We start from the raw sequence: 16891 nt of genomic DNA, 5'->3' as shown, positions 1-16891 counted from the left end.
CACCGGTCATCGCTGCGCTCCCCTGCTCGGGCGCGAGAGACGCCGCCCCCAGATCTGCTTGTGCTCCGAGTCGCGGAAGAGCTCGGTCAGGAGGTCCATCCTAGCCTGAGGATCATCTCCCTGGCGGACGAGGGTGGAGGCGTCGCCGACGAAGATGCGTTTATAGCGGGCCCGCGTGGCTGCGACGTTGAGGCGGTTCAGGTTGTTCACGTGACCGCGAAGTCGCTTCGGATTGCTCCGCGTTCCCGAGATGATCATTACATCCTTCTCCTGCCCTTGGAACCGATCGACCACGCTGACGTGGATCTCTATCGCTGCGCCGTTGGCAGCGGGGCGAGGCGCACGGAGGCGCCAGCGTGAGGGACCGTCGCCACGTTCCGGCTCGAGGAGAGATCCCAGGGCGTCTCGCAAGCGCCGCGCCTGCTCGAAGTAGAATGAAACGACGCCGATCTCGAAGGCGCGCTCCCGCCCGCGCGCATCGATGCGCCAGCCCTGCTCGGCCCATGCGATACAGTGCTCGATGACCTCGCGGACCACGTCCACCTCAAGGAGGTTGTGGTAATCGCCTCCCTGCCACTCGCGATCCCGCGGGTACTCATAGCGTTCCGCAAGAGGTTGGAGCGCGGTGTCGATCCAGATGGAGGGCTTCTCCAGCGTAGGTATGGGGAGGTGGAGCGCATGGGTGCTCTCGGCGGAGTGGTACCCTTGCGGGTAGACGCAGCGGGCGGAGAACGCGGCAAGCTCGGGACGCATGCGGTACTGGTGATTTAGGCCCACGACGCGGGAAGCCGGCAAGCTTCTCAGGAACTCAAAGGCACCGGTCATCGCCACCTCCTGCATCTCGAGAAGCTCGGCCAGGAGGCGGGCACGCAATGCGAATGCTCCTGGCGCTACGAGCTCCACGCCTGCGAGTTCCTCAGGCAACATGCCGGTCTCTGCATACTGTCTACCGATCTCGCGCCAGCGGTCTATGTGCGGCGGAATGCGGCAGAGCGCGTCGACGCCTTCATCGTCCTCGTCGAAAACGGCCGCGAGGAGACCGCCCCAGACCCGGATCCTCCGGCTCTCGTCCGGGTGCATTCGCTCATCGAAATGCCGCCGCAGCATGCCTGCCAGGTACTGGAGCCGCTCCTCATCAAAGGCTTCGAACGTATCCTGATCCCCCTCGGAGCGCTTGACCCTCACCCGCGTGATCGCGGTCAGCTCATCCAGATCGACGTAGGGAGGGAGCTGGCGTTCGTCCCCGACAAGCACCCATCGCTTCGCCCGCGTCGCGGGGACGAGGAACTCGGTGAGCGTCGCCTTACCGGCCTCGTCCATAATCATGACGTCGAAGATGGGCTCGGGCGTACGGAACGCCGGCGTCATGGCGATGCCAATTGGCGTGGCGCAGATCAGGTTCGCGTTGAGCAGGAGCAGGTCACCCAGGCCCCTCGTATGCTCGATCTCGTCACGGAATGCCTGCTGAACTTGCACCACGGCGTCGCGCGGGTCGGCATCCTGGAGCGCCTCGCCAAGGCCCGCGATGAGCTGGGCGCGCAATGAGGCCTCCCTCAGGTGAACGAGGTAATGGACAAGACGCTCATCGACCTTGTCGAGGTGCCCGAGCCGTAGAGCGAAGATACCCCGTTCGTGACCGATCCGCTCGAGGACGTTGTCCAGCGCGACGTTGGTGGGGGCGACAAGGAGGATGCGCTGTCCGTTGGCCACGAGCTGCCGGATGAGCTCGCAGATGACGGTGGTCTTGCCTGTACCCGGAGGGCCATGGACCAGGCAGAGGTCGGGGCAGGCTAGCGCCATCGCGACGGCCTCGTGCTGCCGGCGGTTCTCCGCACTCGGGGCGCCGATGCGCGGGAACATCGCGCCGGAGCGGGACACGTGACCGAGCTTTTCAGCGCGGCGGATGACGTCGAGGAGGCGGAGGTATTCCTCGCGATGCCCCTCCGCGAGCGCCTGCAGCGACTCGAGCATGCGACGGAGCGGAGCGGTGGGGTCCGCGACACGCGCTACGCCCTGCTCGAGGATCATCTCATCGGCATCAGCATCGTCTACGATCAAAGTCGACTGGTCGTCGTCGAGGCCGCTTACATCGACGCGGCGCGATTGGCCCCCGTAGGTGGGGAGCTCGATCTGGACGCGCGGTCGGGTGAAGGCAGCAGGCCACCGCTCGCCGACGATGGCCAGGCGTATTGGAACCCGGCTTACAAGTTCGTAGCTGACTTCGGGGCGCTCCTGCCGAGCGTTGTCCCGAACCGCCTCGAGGTAGCGACGGTATCGGAGCAGAAACGCACGATCTGCCTCGTGCTCTGCACTCACCTCGGGGAGCATACGCCTCAGCTGGAGCTGACCGGCGATCTGACGGAAGACGGGGAGCGGATCGAAGGAGCTTACCGGCCCAACCCGGAACCGGGAGATCAGCAGCAGCGCGAATGCCGGAGGAGCCGGATCGCCCTGCACGGCGTTGACGACGCGCAGGCAACCTTCCGCCGGCAAGACGATGAAACGCCAGCCGGCGGCGGTGAGGAGAAGGGCGTACCCGTCGGGCAGTGCTTCCCCGGCGAGCAGCGGTTCGAGCGGTGGGGCCCCCCGGGTGTCCTTGAGCTGCACAGCAGTCAGCACCTGGCCAGCCTCGTTGAGGAGCTGGTCGAGCACGGCGCCGCTGGCATAAAGGGCGTTCCGCGCACTGTTGGTAAGGACCAGTGGGATCTCGCCGTCAATCCGCAGTGAGCCAGCGAGGCCCACGTGAAAGGGCGGCTCGAGCGCAGGCAGGAGGACCCCCTGCGACGCGGCATGGCGAGCGATGCGGTGGGTCAGCATGCAACCTTGGTCCTCCGGCTACTCATGCCAGCCTCCATCCGCCTCGCCGTAACGGTTATATCCGAGATCCCACGGGTACGCGCAGTATGAGCAGCGCGGCCCCGCTGCTCGAGCGTGAGACGGCGTTTAGGTTTCCGCCGAAGAAAGCGCACGGCGTCGGTCCTCCGATAGCAGGTGAGCGGGGTGCCGTCGTCTGCAAGGACCAGGATCCAGCCCCGCGCACGCTGGGCGGTCTCGGTGCCGCGCAGTTCGGGTGGAAGTCGGCGCTCGATCAGGACCAGGTGCGTGGCTCCTGCTGCGCGGAACTCGCAGCCGTACGCAAGGATGAGCTCGCAGACCTCGGTGCAGAAGCGGCGCTGCGCGCTGCGCGCGCGAAAGTGTTTCGTCGTTCGCGACCAGACAGTGGAAAGACTCGTAAGCATCGTCGGTAACCTCCGTCGAGCCATGGAGCACCCGACATGCCAGACGCGTTTCCACGCAGATCCAGCGGAGAATTGACGATCGCCAAGGTGGACGCCGAGCAGGAACATGCTCACCCTGAGCACCTGGCTGTTCACGGCCGAGGCGTCAGCGAGGTCACCGCCGCCGTGGCCCCTCCTCTCTCCGCCGCGGCCTGCCCGAGGTGGCTCGGCTCGCCCGACCTGAACCTCCCGAGGCGCGACCGGCCCTGCTACACTGCGCTCGATGAGGAACCTGGCCGAGAAGCTCCTCGACGAGGCGTTGAAGCTTCCCGAGAGCGAGCGGCGCGTCATCGCGCTCCGCCTGCTCGACAGCGTGGGCGAGGAGGCGCCCGAGTAGAGCGAGCACGCGTGGGCCGAGGAGGCTCTGCCTCGCCTCGAGGGTCTCCGGGCAGGGTGCACCCAGCCGATCCCGTGGGAAGAAGCCCGGCAGCGCATCTTCGCGCGAGGCTGACGTGGCTCGACGCGTCCTGTCCTTCGCGCCAGAGGCCGAGCGCGAAGCCCGCGAAGCCTTCCGCTGGCACTGGTAGCGGGACGAGAAGGCAGGCGCGCGCTTCGAGGCGGAGCTGCTCGCCGCCTTTGACCGCATCACATAGACCCCCGAGCAGGGGCCCGAGATCGAGCAAAGGGTGCGGCGCCTGCTCCTGAACCGCTTCCCGTACGACGTACTGTACGCGATCGAGCCGGAGCACCGCACGTGCGATGGTGATCTCCGAGCTCAACGAGATCGCAATTTATGTCGCAGCTATGACGGGCGCCGAGGGGGTCAACACTCCGGATTTTGCTCATGCGGATGAGCTTCGTCGCGCCTACACTGGTGTGGATGACCGGAGTCTAAGCGAGGTCGATGCCGCGACATGCGGAACGCCGGGAGCGCAAGCCGGGTCAAGGTGATCGGCGATCTCAGCGTGAGGCGCCGCCGTCACTTCACCGTCACCCCGGCCACCGCCGTCTTAGTTCCTCCTCCGTGCTGTGTTACTCTCGGTCGGATCGTCACCTTCTGCGGCCGGTGCATGAATCGCTTATCCGTGCTCCGCTGCGACCACACCAGCGCCTCGCCCGGCGAAAGCGCGGCTAGGTGGATCTCCTCCAATCCTTCCAGTGCCACGATTGCCGTCTTCAAGTGCCGAAGCCATTGCGGCGACGTCATCCGGTGCAGCACCAGCACCGTCGACAACTCGATCACTACCCGAGGCACGCTGATAGGATCTTGACTCGCTAGCACGATGCTCGTCGCGTGGTGCCGCATTTCGCGGATGGTCTCCACCACCTGCCCGACCAGCTCGGACTCAGTGATGTACTTGTGCGCTTCGTCGAAGACGATGAGCTTATTGAAGTCGTGCCCGCCTCGCTTCTGCGCCGCGAAGATGCGCATCATCACTACGAAAAGCTCGAGCGCCTCGTCCTTCTCGATCCACTCGTCGCGAAGATCGACAATGATCGTCCGGCCCGGCTGGAGCAGCTCCCCCAGCGAGCGCGTATCGTCAATGTAGGGCTCGGCGAGCCTGAGTCTGTCTTCGGCGAGGCGCGCCGCGTTCTTCGACAGGTCCGCTTCGCGTAGCTCCTCGCGGAGTTTCTCCAGGGTCAACACGTCCCGGTGCCTGCGCAGGATGGTGTTAAGCTGGCGCAGGTAGAGCGCCTCGTTCCCGTAGGCCCCGAGGAGAAACTTCCAGCCATCGTTCTTAAGCTCGGCGGAGCTGAACTTGATCGGCTCGACCGCGATCCCGGGGTAATCCCGCCGGCGCTGCTCGACCTTGGCCTCGGGCGTCAGGAGCACGACGTCCCGGAGCCCGTCTGGACGTGCACCATAGTCGCGCAACAGCCGGTCCACCTCGTTCTGCTTGCGGTTGGGAGACACGGCCGTGACGAACTCCGGTTCGTAGGCGTCGCTCTTGTGATAATGGAAGAGCACGGTCGCAAGCGGCGAGGGCAGTGCGTTGATGCCGGGGAAGCTCGCTGCGGCCATCTCGGCGATCACGCCCAGCGTGTAGGACTTGCCGAACCCCTGCACGCCGAAGAGGCTGATGGTGTTGCAGCCGGTCAGATCGAGCCCGACCTTCTGTGAGCCGAACTTGCCTAGGACGCCGTGCTGCGGCGTCATCTCGGTGGCGCCGAGAAGTAGATCGGCGACCGGCGCGGTGCCCGCAGCCACGGACTCGACCGGTGCCGCTGTGCCCGAAGGGAGCGTGGCGCTCGGCGCCGCGACGACCGGCGCAGCCGGGGGCGCAGGCGCGCGAAGTGGCAGCTCGGACACAGGCTCACGCGCATGGTGCGGGGGGCGAGGCGGCGGGATTACGTAAGGCGTCGGTGACCGGGCGGGCGGCGCTGGAGGCTGCAGGCTGAGGGCCTCGCGGAACGACTCGAGATCCGCGTCCAGCGCCGCAGTGTCCGCCGTCGGCGGCTCGGTGGGTCGTGTACCGCGGCGCTCGCTGCCTCGGCTGGACCGATCGGCGAAGCGACCGGCCGCGTGCGCGAGAAGCTGCTTGGCCTTGTCACCGCCGAGGCGGTACACGACAAATCCGGGCTCCTCCTCATCGACATCCACGCCCTGGCTCCGGTGCTCGAAGAGCACGCCGCAGGCACGCATGTCCAGCGTGTAGCCGTCATCGAGGTTCTCCATGAAGGCGAGTGCACGGGCGAGCTCGGCATCGGAGAGCAGACCGTAGCGAGCGGCACGCCGCGCGTAGAAGGCGAGGGCTCCGCCAAGCTCCTTGGCGCGCAGGAGGGCATCGGCGCGTGGCACCTGGTAGCGATCGAGCGCGAAGCGATCACGGAGATGATCCATGGTGCTCTGGATCTGCTCGTGCATCTCGCGATAGAGCTCCGCCCGCGCCGGCCCGGAGAGCTCCTCGCGCAGCTTCACCTCTACGATGTCGAGCCGGATCGTCTCCTTAGGCCCGAAGCCCACAAGCAGCAGATCGGCGCGGCGCCGGGATGTGGGCCCCTCCTCGCTAGCACTCGTACCAGCGAACCAGGTGCGGTGCGCATCGAGGGGCACGACGATGCGCTGCTCAAGGAGGTGCTCGCGTTCAAGAAGCCAGCGTGCCAGCAGGAGGCCCACGACTTCAGCGGCCTGCGTCCGCCCGCCTTCGAGGCGCAGCGCCAAGCGCCCCGAGATCGATCGGAGCGTTTCCAGGACCATGATCTCCTCGCCAGGACGCAGGCCGAGGCCGTAGGCGTCCAGGATGGGCCGGATGAGTCCTTCGATCTCGAGCGTGCTCCGCGTGCTAAGCAGGATCCTCTGTCGGTCCTCCTGGAGGTACTCGGGTGCGAAGTCGAGCAGGTAGCCGGCCTCGCGAGCGGAGGACGGACTGTCGAAGAAGTCGATTCCAAGGTTTCTATCGACCGTCAGCACCCAGTCGGAGACCTCGTGGACCTGCTTGAGCAGCGCCTGATCGAGCTGAGAGAGCTGGAGCTTGGTCACTGGCACCTCTCCTTCGCGCGCCGGCGCGCTGTGCGCGAAAGCCGCCTGGACGCGCTGCGCGGCCGCGATGCTCTCGCGAAGCAGCTCCTCGGCCAGCGTCGCCTTACGCCGCGACCCGGGCCGGAGGCCCTTCACCCAGCCGACCTGTGCGCCGAGCGGTTCGACCTGGGTTTCGGGCTCTTGCACCAGGCCGGCGACGAACGAGCCGCGGCGCAGCCCATCGACGCGCCCGACGCTTCCCAGCACGGTGAACTGCTCGAGCAGCAGCGACACATGGGCGGCGTAACGCTCCGGCGCTTGGAGGAAGTCGGCGAGCGCATTCTGGGCGAAGACCAGCTTGGGCAAGAGGTGGTTGTGAGAGGCGAGGGTGAACTCGTCCTCCTCGCCGACCTGGCGGTCGGGATCGAGCAGACTCTCCAGTCCATCGGCGGCGGCCTCGACGCGACCGGCGCCGGCGAAGAGGTGGACGGCGTAGCGGATCGAGGGCGCCTCGGAGCCGAGTCGATCGGCGCGGAGGGCCTCAACCCCGCGCAAGACATCGGCGACCAGCCGACCATCGCCAGGGTTGAAGACGTTGAGACAGAGCTGCTCGACGTAAGGATGCTGCTCGAGGTACTCGAAGAGGCGCCACGCGAGATCGTCCGGATCGACCGTAGTGACGGTCGTCGCACGATCGCGGACGCCCAAGACGCGCAGAACGCGATCGCGGGCGGCCATCGCGTCCACAGGAATTGACCCCTCGGCGCGGTCTGGCAGATACAGCGGCCAGAACGCAGTGAGCGGCGCGTGCTCGACAAAGGGCCGTCGCCTCCGGTCGAAGAGGACCATGGGCAGGTTCATCGGCAGGAGTTCAGCCACGAGCTGGTCGAGGAGCTCCCTCCAGTCGGGCGCCCGTTCGGAGCCGTCGCTCCACGCCGAGACCGCATCTTGAATCATGCGGGCGTGAGCGAGATGCCAGAGCAGGCGAAGGGGGTGAGTGGGCGCGAGCAGGAGCGCCCGGCCGGGGTCACCCGGGCCATGACGCCAGCGCAGCTCGACAGTGTCGAGCTGCGCCAAGGCGGTGCGGAAGCTCGCGGCGCTCACCGGCTCGAGATCGGCGTGCATTGCAGCGCCCGCAAGTGCCACGTAGGCGCGAGCGTAGCGCTCGATCGCCTCGGCGTGGCGCGTCAGGTCTACCGTCTCGACAAGGCCGCTGCGCAGCGTCCGTCGCTCTTCGGGCTTGCCGGCGTCGAAGTGGTGCTCACGAATGGCATGGAAGACCTCCTGGCGGACGGCCAGGAAGGCGGCTGCCTCCGGGAGAGCGCCGAGTTCGGCTTGTTGACGGGGCTTGATTACAACGTTCTCGACTTTGCGCACGTCGACAAACGACACTTCTTGCCCGCTGAGATGCTCGGGATCCTCGAGTAAGGTCAGCTCGATGGCCCGGAGGAGTGCCGGGATGCGCACTGTGTACCCTGCGAAACCTTCGGTCGAGAGCTCGAAGTGCACCTCTCCCTTGGGTGGCGCGTCCACCGTCTGATCCCAGGCGCCGCGTATGGCGGCGCGGTCGGGCACTGGCTCGCGCTGCTTACCGCCAAGGCACTTCGCGGCTACATCAGCCCAGGCTTCGAGAAGCGAGCTCACGAAGACGGCGCGGACCTCGTCGGCAATCACGTCGACGCTCTCGCGCACGACGAGGAAGGGCTCGGACTCGTTCTCGGCGCGGCTCGTGGGGTCGTCATCCTTGACCCGGCGCGGCTTGGTCAGAAGCGCACCGTCGGCGTCGTAGGCATCGATCTTGAGGTAGTATGTCCCCTCCTCCAGCGCGGCGAGATCCTTTGCCTTGAGGTTGCGCACGATGGCGGCGCGGCGTCCCGTCGCCGGCTTGGGGAAGCTATTGCTCTCCCAGGCCACCGACGCTTGCCCCTCGGCGACCGAGAGGATCTGCACCCGCCACGTCTTCCACGACGGCGCCTGCGCAGGGCTCGGGATCGCGCGAAAGGCGATCTTGAGCGTCTCTTTGCTCTTGTCGCCCACGTTCAGGACCGGCATTGGCAAGGTACCGGAGACCTTGTCCTCCGTCTGCTTGGGCAGGCTCAGCGGGTCGAGCAAAAGGCGGAGGTCCTCTTCCTTGCCCTCGTCGACGAAGTCCCAGCAGTCGAGGGCGAGTTCGCGGTGAGTGGGGTCGGTGGCGATCTCCCGCGCCCAGACGCGGATGTCGCTGGCGTGGCGGGTGCGCAGGAAGGCGAAGAGCGGCCCCTGGATGGTGCCCGGCTTGACGGGAAGCCGCCCTAGGCGCGCTTGCAGCGGCTGGGCGGCTTCGCGAAGCTTCTCGCAGACGCCGCGGTTGCGCGTGAGCCAGAAGAGCGTGCTCCCGCGCTCGAAGAGGCGGAAATCGGGGAGGAGCCCAAATATGTAGAGCGCGGCGCCCGCGGCAACCCGGCTGCCGCCGTTCTTGCGCACGGTGAGCAGGTACTCGACCTTCTCGTCGTCGTTGCGGATGTCACGCTCGCGCCGGAGCAGATCGATGACCTCGCGGATTTCGCCCTGGAGCGGCTCGGGGATCCCCTCGAACATGACCTCCACCAGGTCGGACGCCACAGTGGCGAGGGAGAGCTCGGTAAACGTGGCGATGTCGAGCGAGTCCTCGGCGGCGGTGCGCTTGCCCGGCGGGAGGAAGACGAGGAGCGGCGCCGGGAGGACGTTGCGTAGCTCGATCAGCTTGGTTGCCGTGGCCTTCCAGGGCGCGTCAGCGGCGGCGGGCGCGAGGACCCGGGCCACCCAGCGGGGATCGTCCTGCAGGCTCGCGCAGAGGGCGTCCATCACCGGCTCCGGGAGCGTGGTCACGCGCAGGCGCTGCCCCGGGCCCGCGGCCTCCAGCTCGGCCTGAAACCGAGGCCGGAGGTGCTCGGCCAGGAATGCATAGAGATCAGTCTTGCTGGCCGCCGCGATGGTCATCGTCCCTGCCCTCGCCGCGAAAGCGTGTAGCGCGGCCTCACCGTTTGCGCGTTGTAGGCATCGCTGAGGTCGTCGTAGAAACCGATCTCGCGGAGCCTGTCCTTGAGCGCGCGCACATTCTCGCGGAACGCGCGGTGCTCGTCGAGCGTCACCGGGCGGCGCCCGGTGGGCGTCGTCGCCTCGGCGATGACGAAGCCGTAGCGATGCTCGACCCAGCGCAGGAAGTCCTCGACCAGCAGCGGCTCGGTGTAATATCGCTTCTCGCCGCCGGTCTCATCGAATTGGAGGACTGCGAGCTGCACAAAGACCTCGAGCAGGCGCCCGCCTAGGTGGAAGCGACGCGGATTGCTCAGCGAGCGGCCCTGGACGACAGCGCCGAAGGGGCCATTCTTCTGGAGCAGCTTGTCGATCATCTGCACCAAGTAGGTCATGTGGTGCTTCTGCCGCACATGGCTGATGAGCTCCACCAGCGTGTCGAAGGACGGCATCCCGGCGGCAAGGATGGCCCGGACCTCGGGGGTCAGCTCCTCGTCTTCTTGGTTGAGCCTTATGATCTCCTTCAGTGTGGCCTTGAAATCAGCCTCGAAGTCTGCGGGCGGGCTCCCTAGGATGGATGGAACTCCGAAGGGATCCTCGGGCAGGCGCAGGCTTCGGTCGCGCTCGTTCTCATCCTTCGCATAGGTCATGAGCTGGTTCATGGCGAAGATGGCCTTCACCAGCTCCGCGAGCAGGGCATACTCGGCGGCTGCGTCCTCCTGCGCGATCTGCGCCATCCGCGTGCGGAAGTCGCTCCCCATGTCCACGGTGAAGCTCATCGTGTAGGGGCACTCGGCGAAGGGCTCGCTGGACGTGCCATAGACGGGGCAGGCGCGGCAGGCAGGGTGCGATTGCCGGTCACGGATCCAGCCAGAGAGCTGGCGTCCGACACGGAGGGTATAGAGGCCGAGGTGCAGGCCGAGGATCGTCTTGAGGTAGTCGATCATCACCGGTCGCGGGACGACATCCTGGTAGGCGAGAAGCCGCTGGACGTCGTTGCAGAGCACCCGGGACTGGCCGCGGCAGGTGGGCGGATGAGGCGCGACCCTCTCCTGCGAGACCTTCATATCCTCGAGATCTTCGACGAGCTTGAGCACAGTGAGCGTCTCGAGGTCGAGGGGAGTCTTCCCATCGTACTTCCGTGTGGCCGGGTCGCGGCCGCGGTCGAGGTAGCTCCGCAGCTCGGAGAGCGCCGTCGACTCGTCGTGCTCCAGCATGGCGTAGAGCGCGTCGGCGTGGTTGTAGTCGCGGCAGTACTTCGCGACGCGGATCTTGTGTGCTTCGAGGTGCAGCGGGCGCAGCGAGGCGATGGCCTCCGTGGGCCTGTCGCGGTTGACCAGATCGAAAATGTCGGCCTTGAGCCACTGGTCGGCCATCGAGGCGTGCTCGGCGAAGCCCTCGACGCCGCCGAGCTTGGTCAGCGCAGTGCGATGGGTCTCGACCTTCTCGAACTCCTTCTTGGGCCGGCCGCGGGTGACGGGGCGGGTTCCGTCACACTTCAGGTACAAGAAGAGGTTGATCAGTACCCGGTCGAGGTCGACGTTCTTCGGGTCCGGGTAGAAGACCTTGGGATTCCTGAATTCCTGGTCGGGCTTGCGGAGCTTCACGGTGTCTTCTCCTCGGTATCCCCAGGCGTTTCGTGCTTGGCGAGGGCGAGGCGGATGCCGTCGGCGCACCCCTCAGCGGTAATCTCGTAGAAGTCGCGATCGTCCTGGGTGACGAGGACGCGGTCGAAGGTGGTGGTCAAGAGCTCATTACGGAAGATGAGCAGGTTGACGAAGAGGCCCTGGAGCTCGTTGGCCGTCGGGCGGTAGCCTCGGCCGATGAGATCGAGCATCTCGAGGAGATCGAGCGAGATGCGGAGGCGGGCTGCACCCTGGCCGCCCTCAGAGACGAGCTCGATGGTATCGGGGGCGTGCTCCAAGTACTCGGCCAGCGCGGTGGCGCGGGCCACGGTGGCTCGGAACGACTCCTTGGGAAAGAGCCGATAAGACCGAACCGGCGCGTCCTTGACCTGCGTGACTTTGAGCGCCAGATACCGTCGGTTGTAGTCCTCGTTCATGAGGCCCTCGGCGCGCGAGATGGCGTGGACTACCTTGTCGCGCAGCTCGTCGCAGGCTTGGGCGAAGTCCTCGTCTCCCTTGGGCACGACGATGCGCTCCAGCAACGCGGTGGACCGGTACGGGATCATGGTGCGCCAGCCCTCGTCGCGGCGCTCGAAGTAAGCCCAGCGGCGGCGGCGGGCAAGGAGGCGGCGGCGCGCGGCGAGGAGGTCGGCGAAGGGTACGTCGTCGGCGATGCTCGGCGCGTCCCGGCCGAGTGCGGCCATAACGGCCTTGGCCGTGGGAGAGCGGCGCTCGTACGTCATCCAAGGGACGGCGGTCTCCGGGTCGTGGTCCAGGCGACGGTCGAGCGCGGGGGCGTTGGGGAGGCCGACGTCGGCCTCACGAAGGCGGCGCACCAGGCGGTCGACCGTGCGTTCCTCTGCGGGCGCGTGTGCGGCGCCGCCATTGGGGGAGGGCAGACAGCCGATCTCGGCGTCCCGATCGGCGAAGGCGTCGGGGTAGTAGAGCCGCGAGAGATCTTCGGTGAGGCTCCCGTCCGTACGCGCGAGCAGGGTGGCGACATCGGCGCAGCTCTGATCGCGTAGGAGCATATAGGAAAGCGCCGATCGCAGGTCGCGCATGGTGACGTGGGCCCGGCGGCGGAGGTGGACCACCTCGAAGAGGCGGCGGACGCGCTCCCGGGTGGCCGGGCCGGAGGCCTCGTCACGCAGCGTGTCGACGTTGTGCTTGGTCGGGCAACGAGCGCGGTGAGCGCAGGTTTCGCAGGGAGCCCAGAGCACCGGGGCGAGCATGGCCACGAGCTGGCGCTCGACCAGCGAGGCGGCGCCGCCGGCGGTCACGGCGCGCAGGTTGAGGTTGACCAGGAGCGCGCGCGGGTCGACGGCCTGACCGTCGAGGGCACGATGGACGAAACGCCGGAGGCCGGCGAAGTGGTCGACCCCGTTGCGCGGCGCCAGGAAGTCGAGGAGGCGTCCTTCGTTTACCGCGATGAGGCGGACCTCGGTGCCGTCGAGCCCGGAGAGGGTGTTGCCTGCGAAAGGGGCGAAGAAGCGGTCCAGGACGGCGTCGTTGTGCTGCTCACCCTCGTCCTGCGAACCATCGTAGTTGGTCTCGTACGAGAGGCCCTCGTGGGTCCAGCGGCTGCCGTTTCGGGTGGGCAGCGGCTCGATAACAGCGTGGTTGTCGGCGAAGAGGCGCTCGACCTGCTGCAAGAACGCCGTCTTGCCGTCGCCAGCGTTGCCGGTGACGATGACGAGGCGGAAGCGGCCAGAGGCGATGGCCGGGGCCAGCTTGCGGTCGAGCTGGGTCTCGACGTAGGTGAGGCGGGCGATCTCGTCCAGGCCGCGGGTTCCGGCGTTGCTGCGACGAGCCTGGCTGTACAAGGTGAGGAGGCGGGTGACGTACGGGTTCTCGTTGGTGCGCGCTGCCTCCTCGGGCGTCACGGTGAGGCCAGGGAAGTGGCCCGGCTCGACCGGGGGCAGGGGCGCGGGCGCGACCGCGGCCTGGATGCTCTCCAGGGCGGCCTTCATTTCGCGCGCGGTCTGGAACCGGTCGGCGCCGGAGGGCTGCACGGCCTTGAACAGGAACGCGTCAAGCTCGTCCGAGACCCGGAACTCGGTGCCGATGTCGCGGGGATGATAGGGGTCGCCGTCTCCGGGCGTGTCGTTTTGGTACGGGTGGCGGTGGAGGAGGAGCTCGTAGAGGACGACGCCAAGCGAGAAGAGATCGTCACTCGCCTTCCACTTGGGAATGCCTCGATCGGGGGCCCAGTAACGCGGGGTACCACCCTTACCGGTGGCCTTGAGGGTCTCTGCGGCGATGTTGAAGTCGATGAGCTTGGGCCGGTGCGCAGGCATCTCCAGCATAATATTCGCCGGCTTGATGTCGCGGTGTAGGACGCCCACCACAGCCCTCTCGCGCGCCGCCTCGATCTCTTCATACTCCTCCTCGGTGAGATCGCGTCCCGCGCTCGCCGCGCGAAGGCGTTCGTAGGGCTCCGGGTCGGGGTGTATGGCTACCAAGGCATCGAGGAGCTGGACACCGATGGCCTGGATGTCGCGCCAGGGCAGGACCTTGGTCCCGTCGCAGTAGGCCTGTAGCGTCTCGCCGTCGACCAGCTCGCTAATAAGGTAGGGGGTCTGGTCGGCAAGGCGGCCCAGCCAGTCGATATGGGCGATGTTGTCGTGCTTCGGCAGCAGCTCGCGGATGTGATTGAACTCGTGCCGCAGGGTGTCGATGTCCTCCGCGTTGTGGAGGACCTTCATGGCATATGATTTCTGGTGATCGATGTTGTAGACGCGATACACCTTCGACGACGCCCCGGCGCCGAGCTCGGCGTCAACACGCCAGGCGAAATCTACGATGGCGCCCGGCTCCAGTTTCACGGGTGCAGGAGCGACCGGGCTCGACGGCTTTTCGGCGAGGCCAGTGCTCAGGCCCATCTCGGCGCGTAGGGCGGCGAGGGCTTCTCCAGCGGAAGGCCGCGCCTTGAAGTCGTCCACGCGGAGGAGGGCGAGGAGCAGGGTGTCAAGCTTGGACGAGAGGTCGGGGCGGCGGTCGCTGAGCTTACTCTTCGGGATCCCTCCCGCAGCGCGGGCCGCGGCGGCATCAGCGAAAGGAACTTCGTCGAGGAGAAGCTGATGGAGGAGGACGCCGAAGGAGTACATGTCCGACGTGGTGTCGAAGTCGTAATCCGTGGCGTCGGAGAGCTCGGGCGGGACATAAGCCGAGTTTCTCGCGCGCGCGGTCGTGTCCTGAAAGACGGTGGCGGAGGTGTCGACATAAGCCCGGTCGAAGTCGGTGAGCCGGGGTCTGCGGTCGAAGCCGACCAGGATGGTCTCCGGGCAGACGTTGCGGTGGACGATGCCGTGCGCGTGGACGGCTTCGAGCGCGGCGGCGACGCCTTCGGCGATGGCCAAGCGCTCGCGGAGGGTGAGGCGGTCGCGCTCTTGGTTCTGGAGGTAACCGTGGAGGGTGCCAAAGTCGCTCCACTCGGTGACTTCGAAGAATTCGCTCCGTTCGTCGTCGAAGGCGAAGTGGAGGACGCGGAGGAGGTTCGGGTGAGGACCGATCTTGGCTACCGCCTCGGTGGGGCGGCGGATGACGGCGCTCTGTTTGTCTCGCGTGGGCTTGGGGAGATTCGGGTCGACGCGGAAGGTGCGGATGCGGTAGACGGTGCGGTCCTCCGTCAGGAGGGCGTGGCGGGCGAGGTACTCGGCCGAGGCCGCGTCCGCGGTAAGGGTCTCGATGATCTCATAGCCGCCAATGCGGCGGCGTTTCTCCTGCTGCCGCGCACCCCACTTGCCCTGGAGGAGGGTAACGATAGGCGCATGGTAGGCGCGGATGTCTGCGGGCCGAGGGAGTTTGTTCGGGTCCTGGAGATATGCGATGGTTCCTGTGGCCGAGCGGATCGATGATCCCCAGTTGCCGCCGACGTGGTTCGTGGTACCGTCCGGTATCACGATGAGTGGGGAGATGTAGACCTGGGAGGCGAGGGCGCCGAGCTCTCCCTTGAGGACTTTGCACTTGAGGTTCGTCAGCCAGATGGGGGGCTTCTTCGGGGTCTGGTTGATGAGCCATTCGGTGTCGTCCCCGCTCAAGCGGCCGTACCACTCCTTGGCTTCCAGGACATAGAGGGCGTGGGGGGCGAGAACGAGAAAGTCGATCTCCAGGGCGTCGCGATCTTTGGGCTTGATCTGGAAGTTGGGGGCGACGCCGTAACCGTCTGGGAGTTTTTCCAGCAGAAGCTGGAGGAGGTCGCGCTCGAAGGGGCCGGTGAGGCCGGCACTGGTGGGAGTGGGGATCAGGTGAGCCATGCGGGCAGGACCTCCTCCTCGACGATGCGGATGGCCTCGGTTTCGGCGGCATCGGCTGCTTCGCGTGCCTTCAGCGCATCGCCAATGTGCTTGGTGACGCGCGTAGCCTGCGTGTTATCGAGATCGGGAAATGGCAAGCGTTGCAGCAGGTCGTTCCTCATGCTCAGCAGCTTCGTTCCCACGGCCGTGCTACGCAGAAGGCGCATGCCGAGAGCGGTCGACAAGAATGCGTACCCAATAGCACGAGCGTTCGGCTTCAATTCCACGCGGAGTAGATGCTGAGTGAACGCGGCGTTCGCGATTTTTCCATGGACAAGCATGGCGCGTCCGAAGAGTTCCCCTTCTCCAAGGGTTCCCTGCGCGCCGAGCATGATCGTCCCTGGAGACACAAAGAGCTGTCTATCCTCGAACCCGGGGTGTGCGATACGGCGTGGAGCAGGCCGGATAAGAAAGGCATCCCGCTGAGACATGAACTCGATGCCATGAGGCGGCTCGGCAGGAACTCTAGCGAAACGCGGACCATAATAGAGCCCGCCTGTTCCTGCCGCGTCGGCTAGCCGGCCCGACCAGCGTCGCAGAAGGAAATCGAGTCCGCCACCTGTCGAGGCATAGTTCCAGGCGTTGAGCGTAATGAGCGGTCCAGACCATGTCACGCACCGCGCCCGGCGCTCCGCGCACATGGAGTGCGCCTCGCGCATTTCGGGCAGGGCTTCGATGACGCCCCGCCCGGCGCGTAACCTGTGCAGGTACGTCTCGCGGCTAGTCATGACTTTCCTTATCAAGGCAGCGACGCGCGAGATGATGTCCTTATCCGGAACGGCCACTGGGATCTCTTGGACCAGGTCCGGTCGCATTCGCGGGATGGACGTGCCGTACGCACAAGCTCGAATCAGACGAAGCCCTATGGAGGAGGCAAGGAACGCATACGTGTATAAGCTTCGATCGTCGTCGGGCTCTCCGAACCTCAGGACCATGAGATCGCCCGCGGCCAGTTTCCCCGCGAGTCTTCCGTCGGCAATGATGGCCCGTCCAAAGAGGTTCGTGTCGCCGAGCTGGCCTGCGCCGGCAATCAAGACATCTCCTCGACAGATCCGGAGGTCTTCCCGGAAGGACATGAGGTCCCCGCGGATCTTGCGGCCGGATGGCTCGGCCGCGAAGACGTCCACCTGGCTGAGAAGCTCATCGGCATCCTCGCTGGTGCAGTCCACACGCGTCAGCACTTTGGCGTATGTCTTGCCCAACTCGGACACCAAGGTACCGAGTGAGCGTGTCTGCCAAGGGCGCGCGGTACGTGCCTTCGGCGCGGCGCGAAGGCGATCGAGCTCGGGCGAGTAATTT

The 16891-nt window shown here is 66.4% G+C and carries 5 protein-coding genes; all 5 read right to left on the bottom strand.

All coding sequences use genetic code 11. From position 1 onward, the window contains the following. Window positions 1-6: 6 nt before the first annotated feature. Window positions 7-2817: an AAA domain-containing protein gene (locus tag WME83_RS47490; protein WP_437316321.1), complete on the bottom strand. Its 2811-nt coding sequence runs from the start codon at window positions 2815-2817 to the stop codon at window positions 7-9. Between the two features lie 1380 nt (window positions 2818-4197). Further along, window positions 4198-9636 (bottom strand): hypothetical protein, encoded by a 5439-nt coding sequence (locus tag WME83_RS47485; protein ID WP_437316320.1) that lies wholly within the window; start codon window positions 9634-9636, stop codon window positions 4198-4200. Then, window positions 9633-11279, bottom strand: coding sequence for a methylation-associated defense system protein MAD7 (gene mads7, locus WME83_RS47480; protein WP_437316319.1), 1647 nt, complete (start codon window positions 11277-11279; stop codon window positions 9633-9635). The genes WME83_RS47485 and mads7 overlap by 4 nt, the downstream gene beginning before the upstream one ends. Further along, the gene (gene mads6, locus WME83_RS47475; RefSeq protein ID WP_437316318.1) at window positions 11276-15553 is read right to left on the bottom strand and encodes a methylation-associated defense system protein kinase MAD6; all 4278 of its coding nucleotides are present in this window, start codon (window positions 15551-15553) and stop codon (window positions 11276-11278) included. The genes mads7 and mads6 overlap by 4 nt, the downstream gene beginning before the upstream one ends. Then, window positions 15541-16794, bottom strand: a complete 1254-nt coding sequence (locus tag WME83_RS47470; protein ID WP_437316317.1) for a hypothetical protein — start codon at window positions 16792-16794, stop codon at window positions 15541-15543. The genes mads6 and WME83_RS47470 overlap by 13 nt, the downstream gene beginning before the upstream one ends. Between the last annotated feature and the right edge of the window lie 97 nt (window positions 16795-16891).

The organism is Sorangium sp. So ce385 (assembly GCF_051474135.1).
GTDB classification, from domain to species: Bacteria; Myxococcota_A; Polyangia; order Polyangiales; family Polyangiaceae; genus Sorangium; species Sorangium cellulosum_D.
Note: the sequence above shows the minus strand (reverse complement) of the source record. Positions and strands in the feature narration are given on the sequence as shown.

Bases quoted from the DNA above. Each gene is read 5' to 3' on its own strand.
- WME83_RS47490 (WP_437316321.1), bottom strand. From the start codon at position 2,817: ATGCTGACCCACCGCATCGCTCGCCATGCCGCGTCGCAGGGGGTCCTC.
- WME83_RS47485 (WP_437316320.1), bottom strand. From the start codon at position 9,636: ATGACCATCGCGGCGGCCAGCAAGACTGATCTCTATGCATTCCTGGCC.
- mads6 (WP_437316318.1), bottom strand. From the start codon at position 15,553: ATGGCTCACCTGATCCCCACTCCCACCAGTGCCGGCCTCACCGGCCCC.